The following is a 21,960-nucleotide window of genomic DNA, read 5'->3' on the forward strand; positions in this document are numbered from 1 at the left end:
AAAAGTAATCAAGTACAGGCCATAAACCTGAACCGATATAAAATTAAAATCCCCAACCGAATGGTTGGGGATTTTTTATTGATGTTGTTTCGTTTTTATTTTGTTTACGGCCTGCTGGTATCGTTCTTCAAAATTATTTTCGGGCATTAAATCATCTTCAACAGTAATACCATAATCTAGTATGGTGTCGTTTTCAATGTGGTAGAACTTCACATAGTTTGTACCGGTTAATCCGTAACAGGTTATAAGGCTGTAGCCATTGTCATACCTGGGATTAGGGATTTTCTCGAATCCTTTTATTCTTTTCAGCCTGTTGTTTAAGGTATCAGTAATATATAAATTGTAAAATTCATTACTACGCGTACCTGTATAATGATGAATCAGTAAATCGTTTATAGAATCGCCTGTAAAATCTTTATACAGTAGTTTAAAACGATTACTTATAATACTGTCATGTATTATTGTTTTACCGTTTTGTATGAGTGTAAAAATAGTATTATTACTGTCTTCATCTTCAAAGCTTCCAAATAGATAAAGAGTAGCTTTAGAGTTTTTTAATTGTAACGTATCGCAGTTTACAATTACAGTATTTTCCTCGTGTGTTTCGGTAATGGCAGTTGTAGGGTTGATGTTAACCTCTTGTTCATCATTTGTTATGCTTCCTTTATTATTACAGCTATATAAAAGCACTGTTAGCCCCAGGTAGTAATAGTGTTTAAATTGCATTTATAGCTATTATAGAATTAATGTAAGTCGATAAGTATTAAGGATTTGTCATCTACTTTTGAGACCTTATATTTTTTTCTGATAAGTGTGCCTCTTTCTTTTGTTTCTACTTCTATAACCGATGGCTTTAACCAGCGCCATTTACCCGATACCTGTGTTTTAGGACTAGTGTTAACGTCTTTATCGGTACCACGGACCTTACTGGTACCACAATTAATACCTTTATACTTTTCAAGTAAAGTTCCGCTTTTATCAAATATAAAGGCATTAGGGTAAGCACCAATGTCATTAATGGCTTCATAGGTGTAAACATTACCATGTTTTCCGGTAGGTACCCATGCTTTGTATAAGTTTGAGTTTTGTGCAAATCCGGATACGGAAATCAACAGAAAGGTAATGTAGAGAAAGGTGTGTTTGTGTGTTTTCATAGCTGTTGTATTTTAACGTTATTCAATTTCGTACAGAGTCATTTGGTCATCCTTCTTTTCAATTATTTTCCAGCATGTGTTTTCTAGCGTTTCATTGTAAGTATACTTAAAACAGATAACCGAATCTTTTTCCCAATACCATTTTGCCGCTGTAGGAATAAAATGAGGAAGAAATAAGGGATGCCCACAGGCAGAAGAGGAGGGGTCTTTGTGCATGTATATGGCATTTCCGTTTTCTTTTAATTCAAAACCCCATCTGTTCTCGTCCAGTTTATCAGATTTTATAAACTCCATATTCATATCTGCGGTAAACTTTACCCATACCCATTTAGCAATAATATTGCTACTGTTTTTATCCGACTGAAAAGAAAACAGGAAAACGGTTAGCAGTATGATTAGGTATTTTTCAAATTTCATTTTTCAATAAGGTCTAACCATTGTTTAATTACGGTTTGTAAAGCCTGCTTTTTGTTTTGCAGGTCGGTAATATCAGTAACGGTTACCATACGGCGTCCATCAGTATAATTACCTTCCAGTATCCCCGTAGTATCATTAATAGTTGCTCCTGTAGGGAAAACAAGCATAATACTGCCATTCTTCCTCAAATTGTATACCACAAGATCCCTTTTGTATTCTTTAGCGTCAAAAGCCTTCATTTCGCCTGTATAATAAAAGGCGGGAGAGTTCCATTTTATATGTTCGCCAATTTCTTTAGAGGTTTCTAGTATTGCCTCGCGTATGGCCTGCATGGTTTGAGCCACCTGTGGAGTCATTTTGGCTATGTATTGTGTTACCTGTTCGGTTGGTGTTGGTTTACTCATAAGTTATATTATGATATTGGTATTATAGCTTTACCGGTTTTATAATACGTTCTGTTTTTAATGGCAGGACAGTCGCAGGGTAGGGTGGTTCGTGGTTTTTTTCGCATATCAATAATTACCTCTCGTTGCTTTACCCAGTAACCGCCACTTTTAAAAACTACAAGACTGTCTATATTCTCATCTGGTTTTTCGTCATAATTAATATAGATCTCAGGGCATTTGAGTTTATATTTTAACAACCTTATTTCTTTTTTAGTTAGGGGTAAACTATCCATATAATTTTCTCCTATTTCTATCTCGTAGTCAAAAAGCGGAAATATTTTGTCGGCAATGGTTTCCAGTTCCTCCGAGTAGAGCATAGCGTTTCTTGGTACATTTCTGTCGGAAGCACATGAAAGTAGTGTGAATACTGTTAGTATCAGAATAGCTTTTTTCATGACGTATGGTTTTGATATTCATGTTTTAAAAGCGAATACATTACAGAGTCTTCCATTTTACCGTTTACATTATAATGCTGACGCAAAGTGCCTTCAAAAGTAAAGTTGAAATGTTTTAGTATTTTGAGAGAACCTGTGTTGTAGGTTGCGGTAAGTGCTTCCACACGATGTAAGTTCATTTTAGTAAAACCATAATCCAGTACTGCGGTAACCGCTTCGGTCATTAATCCTTTTTGCTTATCACCGTCATAAAACAGGCCGTAGCCTAATTCGGCACGATCATGCAGCGGGTACCAGGTATGAAAGCCGCAACTGCCTATTACACGATTGGTTTCTTTCTCCAAAAGCTGAAAATTTACAAAGCTCCTGTTGTAGGTTTGCAGACCTTTTTTGTAACGTTCCTTTTCTTTTTCGAGAGATTCAAAATCGGCAAGACCCAGAAAGTCGATTATGGAATGATCGTTCATTGTGGTAAAAACCTGATCCATTACCATAGGGGTAAGTTTCCTGAGGCGTAGTCTGCTGGTTTCCAAAATTTCCATTTCGGTTGGTGATTGATTGTTATTATCTACCACCAAGTTATGGAATTTTTTGTTACAGTAACTTTTCTATTCTTTCAAAGTCTTTTCTGTTTGGCTGAACGAGGGTTTTAATAAGCAGGTTATTATTATTTAGTTCTACCTGCAGTCCTTTTTCATTACTAAACTTTTGCAGTATTTTCTTTGTATTTGTAATATCAAAGCCTTTTTTTATGGTGTGTACACTATAATTTTTTATTTTGATGTCTTCTTTATGAACCAAGCTGCCTAAAAGCTTATTGGAAGTGTTTTTTGGTTCCATAAAGTAATGTCCCGATGCGTTATTTACTTTTACCCAAACCATAAGCTGCGATTCTTCATAATGAAGTCTTTCTAGCTTTACATAAGGAGAAAAAACGACTGTTTCATCATTGAGGATGTAGCAATCGGTATATCCCCAGTTGTCATATTGGGCAAGTAGTGCCGATTGTTCTAAAAAATCGATTTGTTCATCGTTGAGTTTTTTGGTTTTATAGCCTTTTGTTTTTAAAAGTTCGAAAAGATAGCCTGATTCAATACCTGCCTCGTTAAGAGAAGCCTTTTGTTCTTCTTCATGTTTAGCTTTTTCTTCTTCTGATGGTAAATCCCAAACTCCCGACTGTGCCTGTTCTAAAGTGATTTTTGCACCTGTTTCAGGGTCGTATATCAGGTCGTCCTCTATCCAGGCTTTCTGTTTTTCTTTTACAAGCTCTTTCTGTTTTTTTTCTTTAATGCCTTTAGGAGTACGCTCACGCACTGCTTTAGCTCCCGAACTGAAGTTGCTTATTATAATGAGAAGGGTAAGTATAAAAACGATTATAAAAACAATATCCATATATGGTATGATTAGATGACTGCTAGTGAGTCAACAAAAACATATATTAATGTATAAGGTGTAATTTTTTTACCATTAATCAAGGGTTTTCTTTTCCTTTTTCTTTACAATGTAAACCTCATCATAACGGGTAAACTTAGGATTGGTTTCTACCATTACCTTTTGTGTATAAGAAGAGTCGGTTGTTTTTATAATTTCAACAGTAAGTATTCCGGCTTTAAGCACCTCCCTGTTCCTTTCAATAGTAGTAGCAGTAGGCTTAACGGTATACTTACAGTTATCTATCCATGTGATTTTAAAATCATAGGTTTGGTCAGAGTTTTCCATTCTTTCGGTTTGTGTATCTCCCTTACGGGTAATAATACAAACCTTTTTGGTTTCGGGATCGGTTACTTTAAAGGTACCGTTCTTAAATTTTAAACAGCCGTCATCCTGACTAAAGCCCCATAGGGGCAGGAGCAGCCCAAGTGTTAGTATAGCTGTTTTAAGTTTCATAGCTTATTTATTTAGAAAACTGTTTTTATCCTTATTGGTTAACAATTTTATTATTAGTATAATAACGGCGATAACCTGTAGGATTGAGGCAGATATGAGCATTAGTTGTGAGTTTGGCCAGTGCATTAGTTTAAAAAGAGCACCCACAATCATGATTATCGAACCCAATAAAAATAATACTATAATAGTAATATACTTCATAATTAAATATTAAAATAAAGGCAAACCATACCGGCAATTGCAGGAACCGACTGGATGTAAAAAATACTTTTTTGCACCGTTGCCGCTCCAAATAATCCTGCAACCGCAACACATCCTAAAAAGAACATCGCTACATTAAATCTCCAATCGGGAGTTTCAATAAGCAGCGACCATAACAGCCCGGCGGCAAGAAAACCATTGTATAAGCCCTGGTTGGCAGCCATAGGTTTTGTTTTTTCAAAAAGTTCGGCAGGAAACTTTTTAAAAACTTTCCTGCCTCTTGTTGTCCAGGCAAAGCTTTCTAGCCAAAAAATGTAAAGGTGCAGCATTGACACTATAACTATTATTGAAGAAGAAATTATTGCCATAGTTTTATGTTTTTAGATTTTAAAATTCTTTTCGATGGCGAGAATCATCTCTCCGGCGATATCCTTATTGGTAGCGCCTTCTATGCCTTCAAGACCCGGTGAAGAGTTTACCTCAAGTAATAGCGGACCCTTAGAGGAACGGATAATATCTACACCCGCCACTTTAAGCCCCATAGCTTTGGTGGCTTTAATGGCAATTCTTTTTTCTTCGGGAGTGGCTTTAATAACAGAGGCCGTACCACCCAAATGAATATTTGCCCTAAACTCTCCCGGTAGTGCTTCACGTTGTATGGAAGCTACCACTTTGCCGTCTATTACAAAACAGCGTATATCCTTACCGTTTGCCTCTTTAATGAACTCCTGTACCAAAATATTGGCGTTAAGGCTTTTAAAGGCATTTATAACACTCTCGGCCGCCTTTTTGGTTTCGGCCAGTACAACGCCTTTACCCTGAGTACCTTCAAGCAGCTTAACGATAAGCGGAGAACCACCTACCATTTTAATCAGGTCGTTAGTATCAAGAGGGGAGTTAGCAAACCCTGTGGTAGGGATGTCAATACCACTGTTAAGCAATAACTGTAATGAGAACAGTTTATCTCGCGACTGACTTATGGCTGCCGCCGAGTTAAGGCTGTATACTTTTAAAGCCTCAAAATGACGTGTAAGTGCACAACCATAAAACGTCATGCTTGGACGAATACGCGGTATAATAGCATCAAAGTCATTAAGTACCCTGCCGCCCCTGTAGTGTATTTCGGGAGTTTCGGCATCCAGTTTCATGTAGCAGTACTTAAGGTTAAGAAAGTGCATTTCGTGTCCGCGCAGTTCACCTGCCTCTATAATACGCCTGTTACTGTACAGTTCAGGATTACTGGCTAAAAGCCCTATACGAAGTCCTTTTTTAGGCTCGTCGTTAGTGCTGTAATATTCTTTAAGCTTTTCGGTTGTAGGTTGTCCCAACAGGTATTTTTGTTCCGGGTCTACCAAAAGGCGTCCGCTCATAGCCTCACGGCCTAACAGCATACGGAAACCCATTGAGTCGCGGTTGGTAAGGGTAACCTCAACCTCCCATGTGGTATCACTTACCTGAAGGCTGGCTTTTATAACATAACGTTTTTCCCTATATCCGCTGGAGCTTTTTACAATTCGCTTGTCAATAAGCGGAGCTTCACAATGAATAATGGTTTTGGTATTGTTTTGTATAGGGTTAATGTCAAACTTAACCCAGTTGTCACCATCTTTTATAAACGGATTGATGTTAATGGCATGAAGGGCAGAGGTTTTTGCACCCGAGTCTACACGGGCTTTAATAGCCGGTATGCCAAGTGCCGGAAATGAGCACCATTCTTCACTGCCTACAATAACTTTGTCGAACATTTTAGTATAATTATATACTTCTAAAGTACTACTTTTTTTAAATAAGTAAAGAGGTAGCGGTATTTTTATTTAAAATTTAATATAACTATCCTCACAAATTGACTATGAGGTTTTTAGTTGTTTGTTTTTGTGAGGGTATTAAATATATTTAATAGACAAACAGAAAGTAGTTAAACAAAAATCCCCGGCAGTAACAACTGCCGGGGATTTTCTAAATATATATCCTAAACTATTAACTAGTCGGATTCTCCGCTTTTTTAATAGTCACAGCAAGTTCTTGTTCATTGTCGTCAAGATCCATAAAAATTTCGTCTCCGGCACCTATTTTAGAAGTGATAATCTCTTCTGCAAGTGTATCTTCAACATACTTTTGTATGGCTCTTTTTAGTGGCCTTGCACCATATTGCTTATCAAAACCTTTGTCGGCAATAAAGTTTTTAGCCTTTTCAGACAAGGTAATATTATACCCAAGGTCTTTAATGCGGGCATATAGTTTAGCCAGTTCGATATCGATAATTTTGTCGATGTCTTCTTTCTCAAGAGGATTAAACACAATAATATCGTCTATCCTGTTAATAAACTCCGGCGCAAATGTCTTTTTAAGAGCACTTTCAATAACACCTTTGCTGTGCTCATCGGCCTGTGCTTTTTTGGCAGCAGTACCAAAACCAACTCCCTGACCAAAGTCTTTAAGCTGTCTTGCACCCACGTTTGATGTCATTATTATAATAGTGTTTCTAAAGTCAATTTTTCTACCAAGGCTATCTGTAAGGTAACCATCGTCAAGTACCTGTAAAAGCATGTTAAATACATCAGGATGCGCTTTCTCAATCTCATCAAGAAGCACAACACAGTAAGGTTTTCTGCGTACTTTTTCGGTAAGCTGTCCGCCTTCCTCATAACCTACATACCCCGGAGGCGCACCTACCAGTCTTGATATGGCAAATTTCTCCATGTATTCACTCATGTCAATACGTACAAGGGCATCTTCAGAGTCAAACAGTTCTTTAGCCAATACCTTAGCCAGCTGTGTTTTACCTACACCGGTTTGACCAAGGAAAACAAATGACCCAATCGGTTTGTTAGGATCCTTAAGTCCGGCACGGTTACGCTGAATTGATTTTGAAATCTTGACAACAGCATCATCCTGACCTATAACCTTACTCTTAATAAGTTCCGGTAGGCCGGCAAGTTTGTTGCTTTCGGTTTGCGCAATACGGTTTACAGGGATACCTGTCATCATAGAGATAACATCTGCCACATTGTCTTCGGTAACGGTAACACGATTGTTTTTAGCATCTTCTTCCCATTTTTCCTGAGCAATGGCAAGATCCTTCTCAATGCGTTTCTCGTCGTCACGAAGCTTTGCAGCCTCTTCATATTTCTGTTTTTTAACTACAGAGTTTTTAAGCTCACGTACTTCTTCCAGTTGTCTTTCAAGGTCAAGAATTTGTTTTGGTACATTAATATTAGTAATGTGTACTCTAGATCCTGCCTCATCCAGTGCATCAATAGCCTTGTCCGGAAGGAAACGTTCAGACATATAACGGTTGGTTAACTTCACACAGGCATCAATAGCTTCCGGTGTATAGTTAACATTATGGTGTTCCTCATACTTACCTTTAATGTTATTAAGTATAATGATGGTTTCCTCTACAGATGTAGGTTCAACCATTACTTTTTGGAAACGCCTTTCCAATGCACCGTCTTTCTCTATATACTGTCGGTATTCATCCAGGGTAGTGGCACCAATACATTGTATTTCGCCACGAGCCAGTGCCGGTTTAAACATGTTACTGGCGTCCAGCGAACCTGTAGCGCCACCTGCACCTACAATGGTATGAATCTCATCTATAAATAAAATGATGTCATCATTTTTTTCCAGTTCGTTCATCACCGCTTTCATACGTTCTTCAAACTGACCACGGTATTTAGTACCTGCCACCAGGCTGGCAAGATCTAATGTTACCACACGTTTGTTGAATAGTATGCGTGATACTTTTTTCTGTACGATACGCAGGGCCAGTCCTTCTGCTATGGCCGATTTACCCACACCGGGTTCACCAATAAGCAGCGGATTGTTTTTCTTTCTGCGACTAAGTATTTGCGAAACACGCTCAATTTCCTTTTCACGACCAACAACAGGGTCCAGTTTGCCTTCTTCGGCAAGTTCGGTAAGGTCTCGGCCAAAATTGTCTAAAACAGGTGTTTTAGATTTTTTGTTGGCTTTGCCACCCTGCGGGGTAGGGTTATTAAAGGTGCTCTCGCGCATACTGTCATCCTGTCCTGCATCATCATTGTAAGACTCAGCCCTTGGCTGGTTTTCCATATAGTCTTCTTCGCTTGATGTCATGTTGATAAATTGTTCTTTAACTGTTTCGTAATCGATTTTTAGCTTATTAAGCAATTTTGTTGTAGGGTCGTTTTCGTTGCGCAAAATACACAACAGTAAATGTGCCGTACTGATAGAGGTACTCTGGAAAACCTTGGCTTCCAGAAATGTGGTTCTTAGGGCACGTTCTGCCTGGCGCGTTAAGTGCAGGTTCTTTTTATCGTTCCCGCGCTCCGCGTTAGGATTAGCAGGGCTTAATATTTCTACTTTTCTTCTTAAAAGATCTAAATCAACAGATATATTGTTAAGTATAGAAATTGCTTTGCCGTTTCCGTCCCTCAATATCCCCAGCATCAAATGTTCTGTACCAATAAAGTCGTGGCCCAGTCGTAAAGCTTCCTCTTTACTGTAGGTAATTACGTCTTTGACCCTTGGTGAAAAATTATCATCCATAATAAAAGAATTGATACTGTAAATTTAACTATTTAAATAAGATTTTACAAAAACCATACCTACTGAAGGTCCTGTCATGCTAAGTGACAAAAAAAAAGGCAGAAAAAGAAATTATATAGCATTACTTTATTAACTGTTTAACGTATTTAAGGTGTTAATAAATGTTGGAAATTAATTGTTTTTTAGCTCGACAATGCCAATAAAAATGCGTATATTGGCACGTTTTGTAATAAAAATAATTTTTAATATAACTATTTATGTCTGAAGGAGAAAAGTTAATTCCTATTAACATCGAGGACCAGATGAAATCGGCCTATATTGACTATTCAATGTCAGTAATTGTATCGAGGGCCCTTCCTGATGTTAGAGATGGCTTGAAACCCGTACATCGAAGAGTACTTTATGGAATGCACGAACTTGGGGTTCTTTCTAATAGGGCCTATAAAAAATCGGCAAGGATTGTAGGAGAGGTATTAGGTAAGTATCACCCTCATGGTGACTCCTCTGTTTATGACGCTATGGTGCGTATGGCGCAGGATTGGAGTTTGAGGTATCTTTTGGTAGACGGTCAGGGTAACTTCGGATCGATTGACGGAGACAGTCCTGCAGCAATGCGTTATACTGAAGCAAGGATGCGAAAAATATCTGAGGATATTATGGCCGACCTTGAAAAGGAAACTGTTGACTTCCAGTTAAACTTTGACGATACCTTACAGGAACCAACCGTAATGCCTACACGTGTACCCAATCTTTTAATTAACGGTGCATCGGGTATTGCAGTAGGTATGGCTACAAACATGCCGCCTCATAACCTTTGTGAAGTGGTAGACGGTACCCTGGCATATATTGACAATAACGAAATTGAGATAGACGAGCTGATGAACTATGTAAAAGCACCTGATTTCCCTACGGGAGGTGTTATATATGGTTATGAAGGAGTTCGTGAAGCCTTTAAAACCGGTCGTGGCCGTGTGGTACTGCGCGGTAAGGCAAGGTTTGAAGAGGTAGACGGTAAAGAATGTATTATTGTTACCGAAATACCTTACCAGGTGAACAAGGCAGAGATGATTAAAAAGACTGCCGACCTTGTAAACGAAAAGAAAATTGAAGGTATATCCAACATACGTGACGAGTCTGACAGGAAAGGTATGCGTATTGTGTATATCCTTAAAAAGGATGCAGTGCCAAACGTGGTGCTTAACATGCTTTACAAGTATACTCAATTACAGTCTTCTTTCAGTGTAAACAACATTGCGCTTGTAAATGGAAGACCACATACATTAAACCTTAAAGAGCTTATCCATTATTTTGTGGAGCACAGGCATGATGTAGTAGTAAGAAGAACAAAATATGAACTTCGCAAGGCTGAAGAGCGTGCGCACATATTAGAAGGTCTTATTATAGCTTCAGATAATATTGATGAGGTTATTGCGCTTATCCGTGGTTCTAAAGACGGAGAAGAGGCTCGCGAAAAATTAATAGAACGATTTAAACTTAGTGAAATCCAGGCTAAAGCTATTGTAGAGATGCGTTTAAGGCAGCTTACAGGACTGGAGCAGGATAAACTGAGAGCTGAATATGAGGAAATCATGAAACTGATTGCCGAATTGAAAGCGTTATTAGAAAGCAAAGAGCTGAGAATGCAGCTTATTAAAGAGGAGCTTACAGAGGTTAGAGAAAAATATGGTGACGAACGCCGTTCTCAAATTGAGTACTCTGGTGCCGATGTAAGCATTGAAGATCTTATTGCCGATGAGAATGTGGTTATTACTATTTCGCATGCCGGCTACATTAAGCGTACTCCGCTTTCTGAATACAAAACCCAAAACAGGGGTGGAGTAGGTCAAAAAGGATCATCTACCCGTGATCAGGACTTCCTGGAGCATCTGTTTACTGCTACTAACCACCAGTATATGTTATTCTTTACCCAAAAAGGTAAATGTTTCTGGATGAGGGTTTACGAAATTCCTGAAGGTAGTAAAACAAGTAAAGGACGTGCTATACAAAACCTAATTAATATAGAGAATGACGATAAGGTTAAGGCATTCATCTGTACACAGGATCTTAAAAATGAAGAGTACATTAATAACCACTATGTGATTATGGCTACTAAAAAAGGGATTGTTAAAAAGACCCTTTTAGAGCAGTACTCACGCCCAAGGTTAAATGGTATTAACGCAATTACCGTTCGTGAAGACGATGAGTTGCTTGAAGCTAAACTAACTACAGGAGACAGCCATGTGCTGCTTGCTGTTAAGTCGGGTAAACTAGTTCGTTTTGAGGAAAGTAAAACACGCCCAATGGGACGTAATGCATCGGGTGTGCGTGGTATTACCCTTAAAGATGACAATGATGAGGTAATTGGTATGGTTTCTGTAAATGATATGGAAAGCGAAATCCTTGTGGTGTCTGAAAAAGGTTATGGTAAGCGTTCAAGCCTGGAGGATTACAGGATAACCAACAGGGGTGGTAAAGGGGTTAAAACCCTTAATATTACCGATAAGACCGGAGGATTAGTTGCTATTAATAATGTTACCGATAATGATGATTTAATGATTATCAATAAATCAGGGCTTACTATCAGGATGCGTGTTTCTGACCTAAGGGTTATGGGGCGTGCCACTCAGGGTGTGAGGCTGATTAATATTAAAGGTAACGACTCTATCGCTGCTGTAGCAAAAGTTTTACGTGAGGAAGATGAGGATATTATTGATGCTGAGGCAGAAGATATCACAAACATTGATGGCGTAACAGGCGAAGCTACTGCTCAGGATGATAACGAAAACAATCAGGAACAGGAATAAACTTAAAAAACCAGAATACAATGAAAGCTAAATATGCAATTGCTGCATCTTTATTAATTTCTGTTGGTGCTTTTGCTCAAAAAGATGAGCTTAAGGCTATGAAGAAACTAATGAAAAAAGATCCTTCTCCGGAAATTATGCAGGAGATGAAATCGCTTATTGATAAGACTGAACCATTACTGGGAAGTGCTGATGATAAGCAAAAAGCAGATTTTTACTATTATAAAGGGAACTATGATCTTTATATGGCTATGACCAAAATGGATCAAAATGCCTTAAATGGTGCTATTGCTGATTTTGACAAGGTGATTGAGCTTGAAAAAAACGGTAAGAGAGAGTACACTCCGGAAATTACTAAAGAAATTTACCCGGAGGTAAGTGCTACTGTTTTAAAAATAGCAAAGAATTTTGGTCAGCAACAAAATTACAAAGCTGCTGTGCCATTGTATGAAACGGCTTATAATCTAAACAAAAAGGATACTATTAATCTTTATAACGCAGCTGCTTTTGCAGTTAATGCTAAAGATTATGATACTGCACTTAGGTATTTTGAACAGTTAGACCAGTTAGGTTTTACAAATAAAAGACTAAGTTATACTGCAAAAAGCCCAGAAGGAGAAGTTCAGTATTTTTCTGATAAAGCAACAAGAGACCTTTATGTAAAAGGTCAGGGATATACAGATCCTGGAGTTCATAAGGATCCTTCAATAAAAGGTGATATCATCAAAAACATTGCGCTTATCTATATCCATAATGGTGATAATGCTAAGGCGATGAAAGCGATTGAAAAAGCTAAGAAGGAAAACCCTGATGATATAGGTTTATTACAGGCAGAAGCTCAAATATATTATGAGTCTGGTGATATGGAGGGTTATAAAAGAACAATCCAGAGCATATTAGATAAAGGTTCTAAAGATCCTAACCTGTATTTTAACCTTGGTGTTACTTCGGCTCAGTCCGGTCAAAATGACGAGGCTATGCAGTACTATAAAAAAACTGTAGAGTTAGATCCTAAATATGCTAATGCATACTACAATATGGGTATTGTACAGCTTGCTGGAGAAGATGTTATTGTTGAGGAAATGAACGGCCTTGGTACTTCTAAAAAGGATATGGCGCGTTATGACGAGCTTAAAAAGAAAAGAGATAATATTTACAAGGCTGCTCTTGTAAATGTTAAGAAAGCTTATGATTTAGATCCTGAGAGGGATGAGTTCAGAACACTTTTAAGTAACCTTTACATGGGGCTTGAAATGATGGACGAAGCTAAAGCACTTAAAAAATAATAAATCATTTCAGTTTTATATTCTAAAGGACTACTTATACAGGTAGTCCTTTTTTTAATTTTTTACGTTATGGATATTTTAAAAAAGAGAGGTATTAAACTGGTTAATAAAGAGGTTGAAGGTTTTAATTATAAATGCAGTAATGGAGTAGATCCAGATGCAGGCTTTATAGTTGAATATAGACATATTGATACAATTAATGAGATTATTGATGATATTGATAAGGCTTTATCGGGAAATTATGATTTGATGACTAACAACGATATTAGCACTGATGGTGGCGGTATAGCTTTTATTACACCTAATGGTATTGAGTTTTACGATGAGGATGGTATAAATGTTTTACCTCCAGTGTGTCCTTTAGATGAATTTAAAGATTTGCTTATTGCGTGGAGAGATTTTCTTAACATGCCTCCTTACAATGGTCAAAAAGTAAATTAAATAAAAGAGCCTCCTGTTTAGGGAGGCTCTTTTATTTATTGTTTGGTATTATCTTAACTGGGCACCGGTTTGAGTTTCCAGATTCTGTCTTATTTTATCCATTATTTTGTCAATCTGAGCATCTGTAAGCGTTTTTGTGTTATCCTGAAGGATAAAGCTTACTGCGTAAGATTTTTTGCCTTTCGGAAGGTTTTTACCTTCATATACGTCAAACAGGCTAATGTCTTTAAGTAACGATTTCTCTGTTTGTCTTGCAATGGCATAAATATTTTGGAACGATACTTCCTGATCTACAAGAAGGGCAAGGTCACGCCTAACTTCAGGGAACTTGGCAATTTCTGTAAATTTTATTTTTGCAGAAACCACTTTTATTACAGCGCTCCAGTTAAAATCGGCAAAGAAAACCTCCTGCTTAATATCGAAGTGCTTTAAAACCTGTTTTTTAACCACACCCATTTCAACTAAAGTTTCGCTTCCAAGCGTGTAAGCTAGGCCTTCGCTAAACACATCATTAGTAGCGGGCTGTGTTTGTATTTTATTAATTCCTAAGCGTTGTAATACCATATCTACATAACCTTTAAACATAAAGAAGTCTGAAGGTTTTTGTGCCTGAGTCCAGCTTTCCTGCATGCGGTTACCCGTTAGGGTAAGTGTTAGGTGTTTGTTCTCGTCATAACCTGAAGGTAGCTTGTGGTACGATTTACCAAACTCAAAGAACTTAAGGTCGCTTCTTCTTCTGTTTATGTTGAAGGAAACAGCCTCCAGTGCGCTAAACAGTAATGATTGTCTCATTGCCGAAAGATCACTACTAAGTGGGTTAAGCATTAAAACGTTAAACTCTTCTTTCAGGTTTTCGCTTAGCTTAACATAATCAGGAGAGGTAAGGGAATTAGCCATCATTTCGTTAAAGCCAACAGATACCAACTGGTTTGCGATTATGTTTTGCAGTTTGTAATCTTCAGTACGCGCTGCGTTTGACATAGAGGCATTAAGCTTTTGTGAGAAACTCACATTATTGTAGCCATATACCCTTAATATCTCTTCAATTACATCTATTTCTCTTTCTACATCCACACGGTAAGAAGGAATAACAAGACCAATACCGGCGTCAGACATACTGTTGATTTTAATATCCAGCGATACTAATATCTTTTTAATAGTCTCCTTGTTTATTTCCTGACCAATTACTCTCTCTACATTTTTGAAGTTTACAAATACCTGATGGTCTTCCATCTTTTTAGGGTAAATGTCTATCACATCAGATGTGATTTCGCCTCCGGCAGTTTCCTGTATAAGCAGGGCTGCTCTTTTTAGGGCATATTCGGTAATAGTAGGGTCAATACCTCTTTCAAAACGGAAAGAAGCATCGGTATTTATACCATGTCTTTTTGCTGTCTTTCTAACTGATACCGGATTAAAGTATGCGCTTTCCAGAAATATGGAAGCTGTATTTTCGTTAACCCCCGATCTTTTTCCGCCAAGAACACCTGCAATACATATTGGTCCGTTTTCGTCACAAATCATAAGGTCGTCCTCATGCAGTGTACGTTCAACATCATCAAGCGTAATGTATTTAGTTCCGGCTTCAGCAGTCTGAACAATGATTTTATTACCCCTTATTTTACCTGCATCAAAAGCATGTAGCGGCTGACCCAATTCGTGCATTACATAGTTAGTAACGTCTACAATATTGTTTTTTGGTGTAATACCAATAGCCATAAGCCTGTTTTGTAACCATGCAGGTGAAGGTTGTACTGTAACGCCTGATATGGTAACACCACAGTAACGAGGTGTAAGTTTATTATCGTCTACCTTAACATCAATTTTAAGGGTACGTTTGTCTATCCTGAAATTGCTTACCGATGGAGTAATAAGTTCGGTGTTTACATTACGCTGAACCATACCGGCACGCAGGTCGCGGGCAACACCCCAGTGGCTCATTGCATCGGCACGGTTTGGCGTAAGTCCTATTTCAAAAACCTCATCGGTTTCAATATTAAATACCTTAGAAAGCGGAGTCCCCGGTTTAAGGTCTTCATCAAGAATCATAATACCGTCATGGCTTTCACCTATACCAAGTTCATCTTCGGCACAAATCATCCCGAAGCTTTCTTCGCCGCGTATTTTTCCTTTCTTGATTTGGAACGGGTTACCTTCCTTATCATAAAGGTTGGTACCAATTGTTGCTACAGGTACTTTTTGTCCTGCTGCTACGTTTGGTGCGCCACAAACAATTTGTACGGGAGCATTGCCATCGCCAAGGTCTACAGTTGTAACCCTTAACCTGTCGGCATTAGGGTGTTGTACACACGTAAGTACATGGCCTACCACTACACCTTCCAGTCCGCCTTTAAGCGACTCAAACTTATCTACACCTTCTACTTCAAGGCCAAGATCTGTTAACAGGTTGGCAGTTTCCTCTGAGTTCCAGTCTAATTTTATAAATTGTTTTAACCAATTGTAGGATATACGCATTGTATTTTTTGTTTTAAAGCATGCAAAGATAATAATTGTGATTGAAACCACAGAACCCTAAGCCTATGTTTAGCAATAAAAAATAAAAAATATTCAGACTAAAATTTTCTTAATTTTTACCTTAAAATGATAAAACCTGTTGGATGCCCAACAGGTTTTACTTTAGTATTAATATTGTTTTAATTTTTTGTAACAGGCAGCCTAAGCCTTAGGTTTTATTGGCTTTAGGTCGTTAATATGTTCAGGAGAGTTGGTTAATGCCTTTTCCTGTTGTTTTATTTCTTTTTTCCCGTCGTTATCCTGTTCATGGGGTAACCTGCTGCATGCAGCTACTACCATTATCAGAACTATTACCGTGGGGGCAGTAATTAGTCGGAAGGTGCGCTTCATAATGTTTTAAATTTACTGTACTTAGTTTACTTTTACTTGGCTAATCTTCACAGTATGAATGTGGTTGGGGTAAAGCAAATTTATATATAAAAAGCTTTGAATGTTATTTTTAATTTAAATTTTTAACGAAAATTAATAATATAATTAAAAAATGAATGAATCAATCAGAATTTAATTGTGAAAGATGTAGTTCATCGGTTTTTATTACTTTTCTTCTAACGGCTGTTTCTAATTTGCATAGGGAGTAAGTCACAGTAACTATATTTGTCTATGTTGTTTAAGAATCTATATAAAAACTAGTATTAAAAAAAACGCTCCTCTATTTATGAAAACAGAAGAGCGGTTATTTACATTTCTATATATCCTACAGCAAAGACTCTTGCTTTTTTCAGGTGTATTTTTCTTTTTTTTAGTTCTTTTTCATCGATTACATAAAAAACCTTATTCAATTTGTTTACTTGTAGAATTTCATTAAATAGTTTATTAGTTCCGTATTTTTCAATTAAAGAGATATCAATTATATTTTTCTTGTTTTCTTCTATAAATTGATTTTTTTTGTTACAAACTTTTATGGGTTTATGTTTTAATTCAGTAGTTATATTAACTATTTTATGTTTGTCAGCCTTTTCCCTAAAATTAAACTCAAATAAAGAATTATTACCAGAAGCAGAAAAGGTAAAGGTTTTAAAATCTTGAACTTCTCTCTCAATACTGTGTTTTAAAACCAGATAAATTGTATCGTGGTTTTTAAGGCTTTCAATATCTTGAGAATATATAATACTACTACAGAAAAAGGCTATAATTAAAATTGCTATTTTATTCATTTAATAGAATTTTAATTAGGGACTTAATTAATTTTCATAAGCTTTTATGTTAATAATTTTTTGATGATTGTCGAAGTGTACTACGAAAGAAGCACCTTCAATAGGGTAACCTAGGCTGACAGCATTTAATTTACCATCTTTCTTGTCAATTTTAAGAATTTGCATGTAGTTACTTTTTCTTGCAATTTCTGTATTGTCTATAGTTATTACTACAATATTATTAACCTTTTGGTTATAGGAATCACATAATTGCGATTTTTCAATATAAAGTGTGTCTCTCCCTTTGACTTCAGGATGTAAAAAATGCTGTATTTGCTTGTGGTTTATGATCTCAGTTATGATATCACATTGCTTTTCTTTTTTGCAAAAAGGAAAATTAATTAAAATTAATATTTGTATCGTAAAGGGTATTAAAAGCTTGTACATAATAATTTGATTTTAATAGGTTATTATTTGTAATGTTTTTAATCATTTTCCCATTTGCATAATACCCTTCCAGCATTAGTAATCCAAATCGATTCACCGTAAGTAGCTTCTTCAAAAAGTATACCTTCTTCGCCTGGTTGATCAATACCATCTACAAAATCTCCAAGGTGAACATATTCATGAAGTAAGGTAACTCCAATAAGAAATGCTAGTGTATTTCCTTCTTGACCAGGTTCTGAGTTTTCCAAGAGATTAGCGAAATCAACGTCTACATATAATACATTTGGAGTAGTTGGGTCGAACATACCATATGTAGTTGTAGAACAAGTTGGACAAGCATTATCAAGCTGTACGATTTGTATCTCAGGACCTACTCCCCATTGTAAATCTTCTATTACTTGACTTTCGGGTAGTTCACTGTATTGAACTAATTTATCGATAATAAATTGGTTATATTTTAGTTGAGGTATTCTGAATTTTAGATATTCAGTTAATTTAGGATAAAGTGTAGCGTAATTACTTCCTGTTGGGTATTTAAAAAAAGGACTAATACTTAATGCCGTGTTATTGTTAAGGCTATTAATCATATTAATACCTGTATTTATTTTTTCTTGTGTTATTTGACCTGTACGAGTAACATAGTTTGCTATTTCACTTATTGCTCGTGTACTATTCAGGGAATAATTATTAACCTCCAAATAATTAAATAAACTATTTGACAACTGATTGTTATTTCTTGAAATATCAACAAGTCTTACCCCAGTAATAAAAGATCCAGTACGCTCTATGTATTCAAAAACTTTATTTTTGACTGTTGAGTTTTGGTCTAGAAAAGCCCTTTGATCATTGTTGAGTTTTAAGGAATAAAACTTTTCTACTTCAGTCATAGTAGCGCCTCCGCCTCCTCCAATAAAATTTGGAGGTGTATGGTAATCAAATTCTGTTGTACATGTTGTAACAGCAAAATAAGAATAGGATGCATCGTTTATATAACCTGGCTGACAATCCTCTCCAGGAGTGTGGTTGCCACCATTTGAACATACATGAGTTACCTGTACTATTTCGGTATAGCATGTTGTTGTGCCAAAAGTATTAGAGACCATATTACCCTGATCGTATATGACTTCTCCAACCTGAATCATATCATCAGAAAGTAGTTGCATCGTACCTGTGAAATTTCTAATTTGAATAGTGTTGTCTTCGGGTATGATAGTAGGTATATATTTTATATAACCTGAGTATTCCAAGCCATTTTTAATATCCTTAGTAATCAGATAATTTAGGACATAGGGGACTGAATCTTTACGATCTATGCCTTTTAAATAAGCTTGATATTGAATAAGTTCAGGAAATTCAAACTTTTCGAAGTAAGTTTCTCCATTTTCAAAATCAGGAAAATTATTTTTTAATATGGATGGACTTTCTTTAAACTTATTTAAAGATTCTAAAATTTTGTCGTTAGTAATTTCACTAATTACCTGATTTAAATTTAGAATTTTTGGTTCTGTAGTATGACTATGTGTAGTGTTAGTGGAATCGGTATTAACATAATCATTTTGGCATCCGAATAATATTGTAACAGTAGTTATCAATAAAATGATTCTTTTTGGTAAGGTGCGTTTTATAATCTTTATTATTTAGTTAATATGTTTAAAAACAAGTTTTTATATTTTTTTATTGTATTTGGTTTATTGTTTAACATTTTTTTAGTATTTAAAATATTAACTACAAATTGAAATTAAATTATCTAAATTTGATGATTCAACCCCTTATTATATGAAAAAACTATTTTTTTATCTGTTCTTCTTTTTTACAATAACCCTACAGGCGCAACTACAAAGTCCGGCCGAATTTATTCCCGGTTACGGAAGTCAGGTAAGCTATTACCATGAACTGGAAAACTACTTTAACCACTTAACAGAAAATTCAGACTATATACTTAAAAAGCAATACGGCTATACTTATCAGGACAGGAGCCTTAATACTTATTATATATCTACTCCTCAAAATCTAAAGGAATTAGAGGATATAAGGAAGAATCACTTATATCAAATAGGGATGCTTGCCGAAAAGCCTGCAAAGGTTAACGATAAGGCTATAATATGGCTTAGTTTTAATGTACACGGTAACGAACCGGGAGCAGCCGAAAGCGCCATGAGCGTAGCTTTTGAGCTTATTAACCCTAACAATAAAAGAACAAAGGAATGGCTTGAAAACACCATAGTGATACTGGATCCCTGCTTAAATCCTGACGGATACTCCCGCTATGGAAACTGGCTTAGGGATGTAACAGGGCAAATGCTTCACCCAGGGCATACCGACAGGGAACACATGGAGCCCTGGCCGGGAGGAAGGCAAAACCATTATGCTTACGACCTTAACCGTGACTGGGCATGGCAAACTCAGGCCGAATCGCAACAGCGTGTTAGGCTGTATAATAAATGGATGCCAATGGTACACGTAGATGTACACGAAATGGGCTATAACGAACCGTATTTCTTTCCCCCTGCGGCAGAGCCTATGCATGAGTATATTACACAGGCGCAAAAAGATTTCCACATGGCTATAGGGGAAATGACCTCAAAAAGGTTTGACCTTAAAGGTTGGAATTACTATACTCGTGAACGCTTTGATTTGTTTTACCCTAGTTATGGTGATACTTACCCAAGCTTTAACGGAGCTGTGGGGATGACTTATGAGCAGGGTGGTATTGGTGCCGGAAGGGCAGTAGTAATGAGTAACGGAAATGTGCTGACTTTACAGGATAGGATAGACCATCATACAGAAGCGGTACTAACAGCTGTAGAAACTGCCTCATGGCAAAAAGACAAACTGGTTAAAAACTTCAGGGAGTATTTTAAAGAAGCTCAGGAAAAGCCTAAAGGAAAATACAGTACCTATATTATTAAAAATGGCGGAAAAACTCAACAGCTAGCCGAATTACTGGAACGCAATAACATTCAGTTTGCATATGCCAACGATACTAAAAAGCTTAACGGTTACAGTTATATGGATAACGATGATAAGGATTTTTCGGTGGAGCCAAATGACCTTATCATTAACGTAAAACAACCGAAAGCTATACTAACTCAGGTATTATTTGAGTCGGCACCAAAACTGACCGACAGTCTTTCGTATGATATTACGGCATGGGCACTGCCTTATGCTTATGGAGTGGAAAGCTATGCCTTAAAGACCAGCCCGAAACTTAAAACAAAAGCTGAAGTAAACTATAAGGGAAAATTGGATTTTGAAAGGGTATATGCTTATTATATTCCTTGGAATGGCAGGGCATCGGCAAAAACTCTGTCATGTCTTTTAAAAACCGGTATAAAGGTTCGTTCTGCCAGAAAGGCATCTTCCTTTAGAGGGATTAAAATAACCCCGGGTGACCTTATTGTATTAAAAGGGGATAATCAAAACCTGTATGACTTTAAAAACAGTATGGATATGCTGCTGGAAAATAAACCTGATTATGAGGTTATGGAAAGTGGCTTCTCACTGGAAGGTGGTGATCTTGGCGGGGAATCTTATCCGTTACTGAGTGCGCCAAAAGTTTTATTGCTTGCAGGAGAAGGAATTAGTGCTACCGATTTTGGACAGGCGTGGTTCTATTTTGATCAGATGATAGAATATCCTTTAAGCATTGTGGATATAAGAAATGTAAACAGAGTAGACTTTAGCCAATTTAGTACTATAGTGCTTGCAGATGGTTATTATGATTTAGATGAAAACCAGAAAGATAAATTAGATAGTTTTATTGAGGAAGGTGGTAAGGTTATTGCTATTGGTAACGCGCTTACTGTTTTTGAAGACAGGGAAGGATACAGTTTAACCCGTTTTGCATCTGAAGCTGATAAGATAGCCGAAATGGAACGCAGGGAAGAGGAAACTCTTGAAGCCCGTTTTATGGATTATAAAAATGCAGAAAGAAGATCAATTTCTGAATCAGTACCCGGAGCTGTTATTGAAAATGTTATCGATAAAAGCCACCCGCTTTCTTATGGTTTGGGTAATAAGTATTTCAGCCTTAAAACCAGCGATATGCATTATCAGCTGTTAAAAGATGTTTGGAATGTGGCTTATGTACCTCAAAACTATATCAGTTTCGGTTTTATAGGTAAGAATTTAAGGCAAAACCTGGAGAATACCGTAACGTTTGCTGTAGAGCAAAAAGGTAAGGGACAGGTAATTTATATGATAGATAATCCGTTGTTCAGAGGTTTCTGGGAAAACGGGAACCTACTGTTTAGTAATGCCGTATTTTTAGTTGACTAATTAATA

At 36.8% G+C, this 21,960-nt stretch carries 21 protein-coding genes; 4 read left to right on the plus strand and 17 right to left on the minus strand.

All coding sequences use genetic code 11. The features are described 5' to 3' along the window. Positions 1–75: 75 nt before the first annotated feature. The 12 genes from ABS768_RS14335 to ABS768_RS14390 all read right to left on the minus strand — a co-directional run bounded on the left by ABS768_RS14335 (position 76) and on the right by ABS768_RS14390 (position 9,030). The gene (locus ABS768_RS14335) at positions 76–726 is read right to left on the minus strand and encodes an XAC2610-related protein (RefSeq protein WP_408075629.1); all 651 of its coding nucleotides are present in this window, start codon (positions 724–726) and stop codon (positions 76–78) included. A gap of 17 nt (positions 727–743) precedes the next feature. Further along, positions 744–1,154 (minus strand): hypothetical protein, encoded by a 411-nt coding sequence (locus ABS768_RS14340; RefSeq protein WP_408075630.1) that lies wholly within the window; start codon positions 1,152–1,154, stop codon positions 744–746. Between the two features lie 18 nt (positions 1,155–1,172). Continuing rightward, positions 1,173–1,571, minus strand: coding sequence for a hypothetical protein (locus ABS768_RS14345; RefSeq protein WP_408075631.1), 399 nt, complete (start codon positions 1,569–1,571; stop codon positions 1,173–1,175). Beyond that, on the minus strand, positions 1,568–1,975 hold the full coding sequence (locus tag ABS768_RS14350; RefSeq protein WP_408075632.1) for a DUF1801 domain-containing protein: 408 nt from the start codon (positions 1,973–1,975) through the stop codon (positions 1,568–1,570). The genes ABS768_RS14345 and ABS768_RS14350 overlap by 4 nt, the downstream gene beginning before the upstream one ends. Before the next feature lie 8 nt (positions 1,976–1,983). Then, positions 1,984–2,412 (minus strand): hypothetical protein, encoded by a 429-nt coding sequence (locus tag ABS768_RS14355; protein WP_408075633.1) that lies wholly within the window; start codon positions 2,410–2,412, stop codon positions 1,984–1,986. Continuing rightward, positions 2,409–2,987 (minus strand): GNAT family N-acetyltransferase, encoded by a 579-nt coding sequence (locus tag ABS768_RS14360; RefSeq protein ID WP_408075772.1) that lies wholly within the window; start codon positions 2,985–2,987, stop codon positions 2,409–2,411. The genes ABS768_RS14355 and ABS768_RS14360 overlap by 4 nt, the downstream gene beginning before the upstream one ends. A gap of 19 nt (positions 2,988–3,006) precedes the next feature. After that, positions 3,007–3,804 carry a hypothetical protein gene (locus tag ABS768_RS14365; protein WP_408075634.1) on the minus strand — a complete coding sequence of 266 codons (798 nt, stop codon included), beginning with the start codon at positions 3,802–3,804 and terminating at the stop codon, positions 3,007–3,009. A gap of 75 nt (positions 3,805–3,879) precedes the next feature. Next, complete coding sequence (locus tag ABS768_RS14370) at positions 3,880–4,299, minus strand: hypothetical protein (protein WP_408075635.1); 420 nt, start codon at positions 4,297–4,299, stop codon at positions 3,880–3,882. A gap of 3 nt (positions 4,300–4,302) precedes the next feature. Further along, positions 4,303–4,500, minus strand: coding sequence for a GldL-related protein (locus ABS768_RS14375; protein ID WP_408075636.1), 198 nt, complete (start codon positions 4,498–4,500; stop codon positions 4,303–4,305). Between the two features lie 2 nt (positions 4,501–4,502). Continuing rightward, complete coding sequence (locus ABS768_RS14380) at positions 4,503–4,868, minus strand: DUF1304 domain-containing protein (RefSeq protein ID WP_408075637.1); 366 nt, start codon at positions 4,866–4,868, stop codon at positions 4,503–4,505. 12 nt (positions 4,869–4,880) lie between these two features. After that, positions 4,881–6,245 (minus strand): 30S ribosomal protein S6--L-glutamate ligase, encoded by a 1,365-nt coding sequence (rimK, locus tag ABS768_RS14385; protein WP_408075638.1) that lies wholly within the window; start codon positions 6,243–6,245, stop codon positions 4,881–4,883. A gap of 232 nt (positions 6,246–6,477) precedes the next feature. After that, positions 6,478–9,030 carry an ATP-dependent Clp protease ATP-binding subunit gene (locus ABS768_RS14390; protein WP_408075639.1) on the minus strand — a complete coding sequence of 851 codons (2,553 nt, stop codon included), beginning with the start codon at positions 9,028–9,030 and terminating at the stop codon, positions 6,478–6,480. 257 nt (positions 9,031–9,287) lie between these two features. On the opposite strand from ABS768_RS14390, the gene gyrA reads away from it, so the two are divergent. The 3 genes from gyrA (at position 9,288) to ABS768_RS14405 (ending at position 13,561) form a co-directional block, all read left to right on the plus strand. Continuing rightward, complete coding sequence (gyrA, locus tag ABS768_RS14395; RefSeq protein ID WP_408075640.1) at positions 9,288–11,834, plus strand: DNA gyrase subunit A; 2,547 nt, start codon at positions 9,288–9,290, stop codon at positions 11,832–11,834. A gap of 20 nt (positions 11,835–11,854) precedes the next feature. After that, positions 11,855–13,120, plus strand: coding sequence for a tetratricopeptide repeat protein (locus ABS768_RS14400; protein WP_408075641.1), 1,266 nt, complete (start codon positions 11,855–11,857; stop codon positions 13,118–13,120). Between the two features lie 69 nt (positions 13,121–13,189). Then, on the plus strand, positions 13,190–13,561 hold the full coding sequence (locus ABS768_RS14405; protein WP_408075642.1) for a hypothetical protein: 372 nt from the start codon (positions 13,190–13,192) through the stop codon (positions 13,559–13,561). Between the two features lie 48 nt (positions 13,562–13,609). Here the strand turns inward: ABS768_RS14405 and pheT are convergent, their stop codons facing one another. From pheT to ABS768_RS14430, 5 genes are all read right to left on the minus strand, one after another. Next, entirely contained in the window at positions 13,610–16,036 is a 2,427-nt protein-coding gene (pheT, locus tag ABS768_RS14410; protein WP_408075643.1) for a phenylalanine--tRNA ligase subunit beta, read from the minus strand. Positions 16,037–16,237: 201 nt separating this feature from the next. Then, positions 16,238–16,426, minus strand: coding sequence for a hypothetical protein (locus ABS768_RS14415; protein WP_408075644.1), 189 nt, complete (start codon positions 16,424–16,426; stop codon positions 16,238–16,240). Between the two features lie 347 nt (positions 16,427–16,773). Then, positions 16,774–17,250, minus strand: coding sequence for a hypothetical protein (locus ABS768_RS14420; RefSeq protein WP_408075645.1), 477 nt, complete (start codon positions 17,248–17,250; stop codon positions 16,774–16,776). Between the two features lie 27 nt (positions 17,251–17,277). Continuing rightward, a complete protein-coding gene (locus tag ABS768_RS14425; protein ID WP_408075646.1) occupies positions 17,278–17,676 on the minus strand; it encodes a hypothetical protein in 399 nt (132 codons plus the stop codon). A 38-nt stretch (positions 17,677–17,714) separates the two neighbouring features. Continuing rightward, positions 17,715–19,268: a hypothetical protein gene (locus ABS768_RS14430; protein WP_408075647.1), complete on the minus strand. Its 1,554-nt coding sequence runs from the start codon at positions 19,266–19,268 to the stop codon at positions 17,715–17,717. A 184-nt stretch (positions 19,269–19,452) separates the two neighbouring features. On the opposite strand from ABS768_RS14430, the gene ABS768_RS14435 reads away from it, so the two are divergent. Further along, positions 19,453–21,954: a M14 family zinc carboxypeptidase gene (locus ABS768_RS14435; protein ID WP_408075648.1), complete on the plus strand. Its 2,502-nt coding sequence runs from the start codon at positions 19,453–19,455 to the stop codon at positions 21,952–21,954. Positions 21,955–21,960: the final 6 nt, after the last annotated feature.

Origin of the sequence: Flavobacterium rhizophilum (genome assembly GCF_046000485.1) — a bacterium.
In the GTDB taxonomy this organism is placed as follows: Bacteria; Bacteroidota; Bacteroidia; order Flavobacteriales; family Flavobacteriaceae; genus Flavobacterium; species Flavobacterium rhizophilum.

What these genes read in the sequence shown, in the direction of transcription:
- ABS768_RS14365 (WP_408075634.1), bottom strand. Translation starts at nt 3,804, where the DNA reads ATGGATATTGTTTTTATAATCGTTTTTATACTTACCCTTCTCATTATA.
- ABS768_RS14425 (WP_408075646.1), bottom strand. Translation starts at nt 17,676, where the DNA reads ATGTACAAGCTTTTAATACCCTTTACGATACAAATATTAATTTTAATT.
- ABS768_RS14390 (WP_408075639.1), bottom strand. Translation starts at nt 9,030, where the DNA reads ATGGATGATAATTTTTCACCAAGGGTCAAAGACGTAATTACCTACAGT.
- ABS768_RS14380 (WP_408075637.1), bottom strand. Translation starts at nt 4,868, where the DNA reads ATGGCAATAATTTCTTCTTCAATAATAGTTATAGTGTCAATGCTGCAC.
- ABS768_RS14370 (WP_408075635.1), bottom strand. Translation starts at nt 4,299, where the DNA reads ATGAAACTTAAAACAGCTATACTAACACTTGGGCTGCTCCTGCCCCTA.
- ABS768_RS14435 (WP_408075648.1), top strand. Translation starts at nt 19,453, where the DNA reads ATGAAAAAACTATTTTTTTATCTGTTCTTCTTTTTTACAATAACCCTA.
- ABS768_RS14355 (WP_408075633.1), bottom strand. Translation starts at nt 2,412, where the DNA reads ATGAAAAAAGCTATTCTGATACTAACAGTATTCACACTACTTTCATGT.
- rimK (WP_408075638.1), bottom strand. Translation starts at nt 6,245, where the DNA reads ATGTTCGACAAAGTTATTGTAGGCAGTGAAGAATGGTGCTCATTTCCG.
- ABS768_RS14405 (WP_408075642.1), top strand. Translation starts at nt 13,190, where the DNA reads ATGGATATTTTAAAAAAGAGAGGTATTAAACTGGTTAATAAAGAGGTT.
- ABS768_RS14375 (WP_408075636.1), bottom strand. Translation starts at nt 4,500, where the DNA reads ATGAAGTATATTACTATTATAGTATTATTTTTATTGGGTTCGATAATC.
- ABS768_RS14350 (WP_408075632.1), bottom strand. Translation starts at nt 1,975, where the DNA reads ATGAGTAAACCAACACCAACCGAACAGGTAACACAATACATAGCCAAA.
- ABS768_RS14345 (WP_408075631.1), bottom strand. Translation starts at nt 1,571, where the DNA reads ATGAAATTTGAAAAATACCTAATCATACTGCTAACCGTTTTCCTGTTT.
- ABS768_RS14420 (WP_408075645.1), bottom strand. Translation starts at nt 17,250, where the DNA reads ATGAATAAAATAGCAATTTTAATTATAGCCTTTTTCTGTAGTAGTATT.
- gyrA (WP_408075640.1), top strand. Translation starts at nt 9,288, where the DNA reads ATGTCTGAAGGAGAAAAGTTAATTCCTATTAACATCGAGGACCAGATG.
- ABS768_RS14400 (WP_408075641.1), top strand. Translation starts at nt 11,855, where the DNA reads ATGAAAGCTAAATATGCAATTGCTGCATCTTTATTAATTTCTGTTGGT.
- pheT (WP_408075643.1), bottom strand. Translation starts at nt 16,036, where the DNA reads ATGCGTATATCCTACAATTGGTTAAAACAATTTATAAAATTAGACTGG.
- ABS768_RS14415 (WP_408075644.1), bottom strand. Translation starts at nt 16,426, where the DNA reads ATGAAGCGCACCTTCCGACTAATTACTGCCCCCACGGTAATAGTTCTG.
- ABS768_RS14335 (WP_408075629.1), bottom strand. Translation starts at nt 726, where the DNA reads ATGCAATTTAAACACTATTACTACCTGGGGCTAACAGTGCTTTTATAT.
- ABS768_RS14340 (WP_408075630.1), bottom strand. Translation starts at nt 1,154, where the DNA reads ATGAAAACACACAAACACACCTTTCTCTACATTACCTTTCTGTTGATT.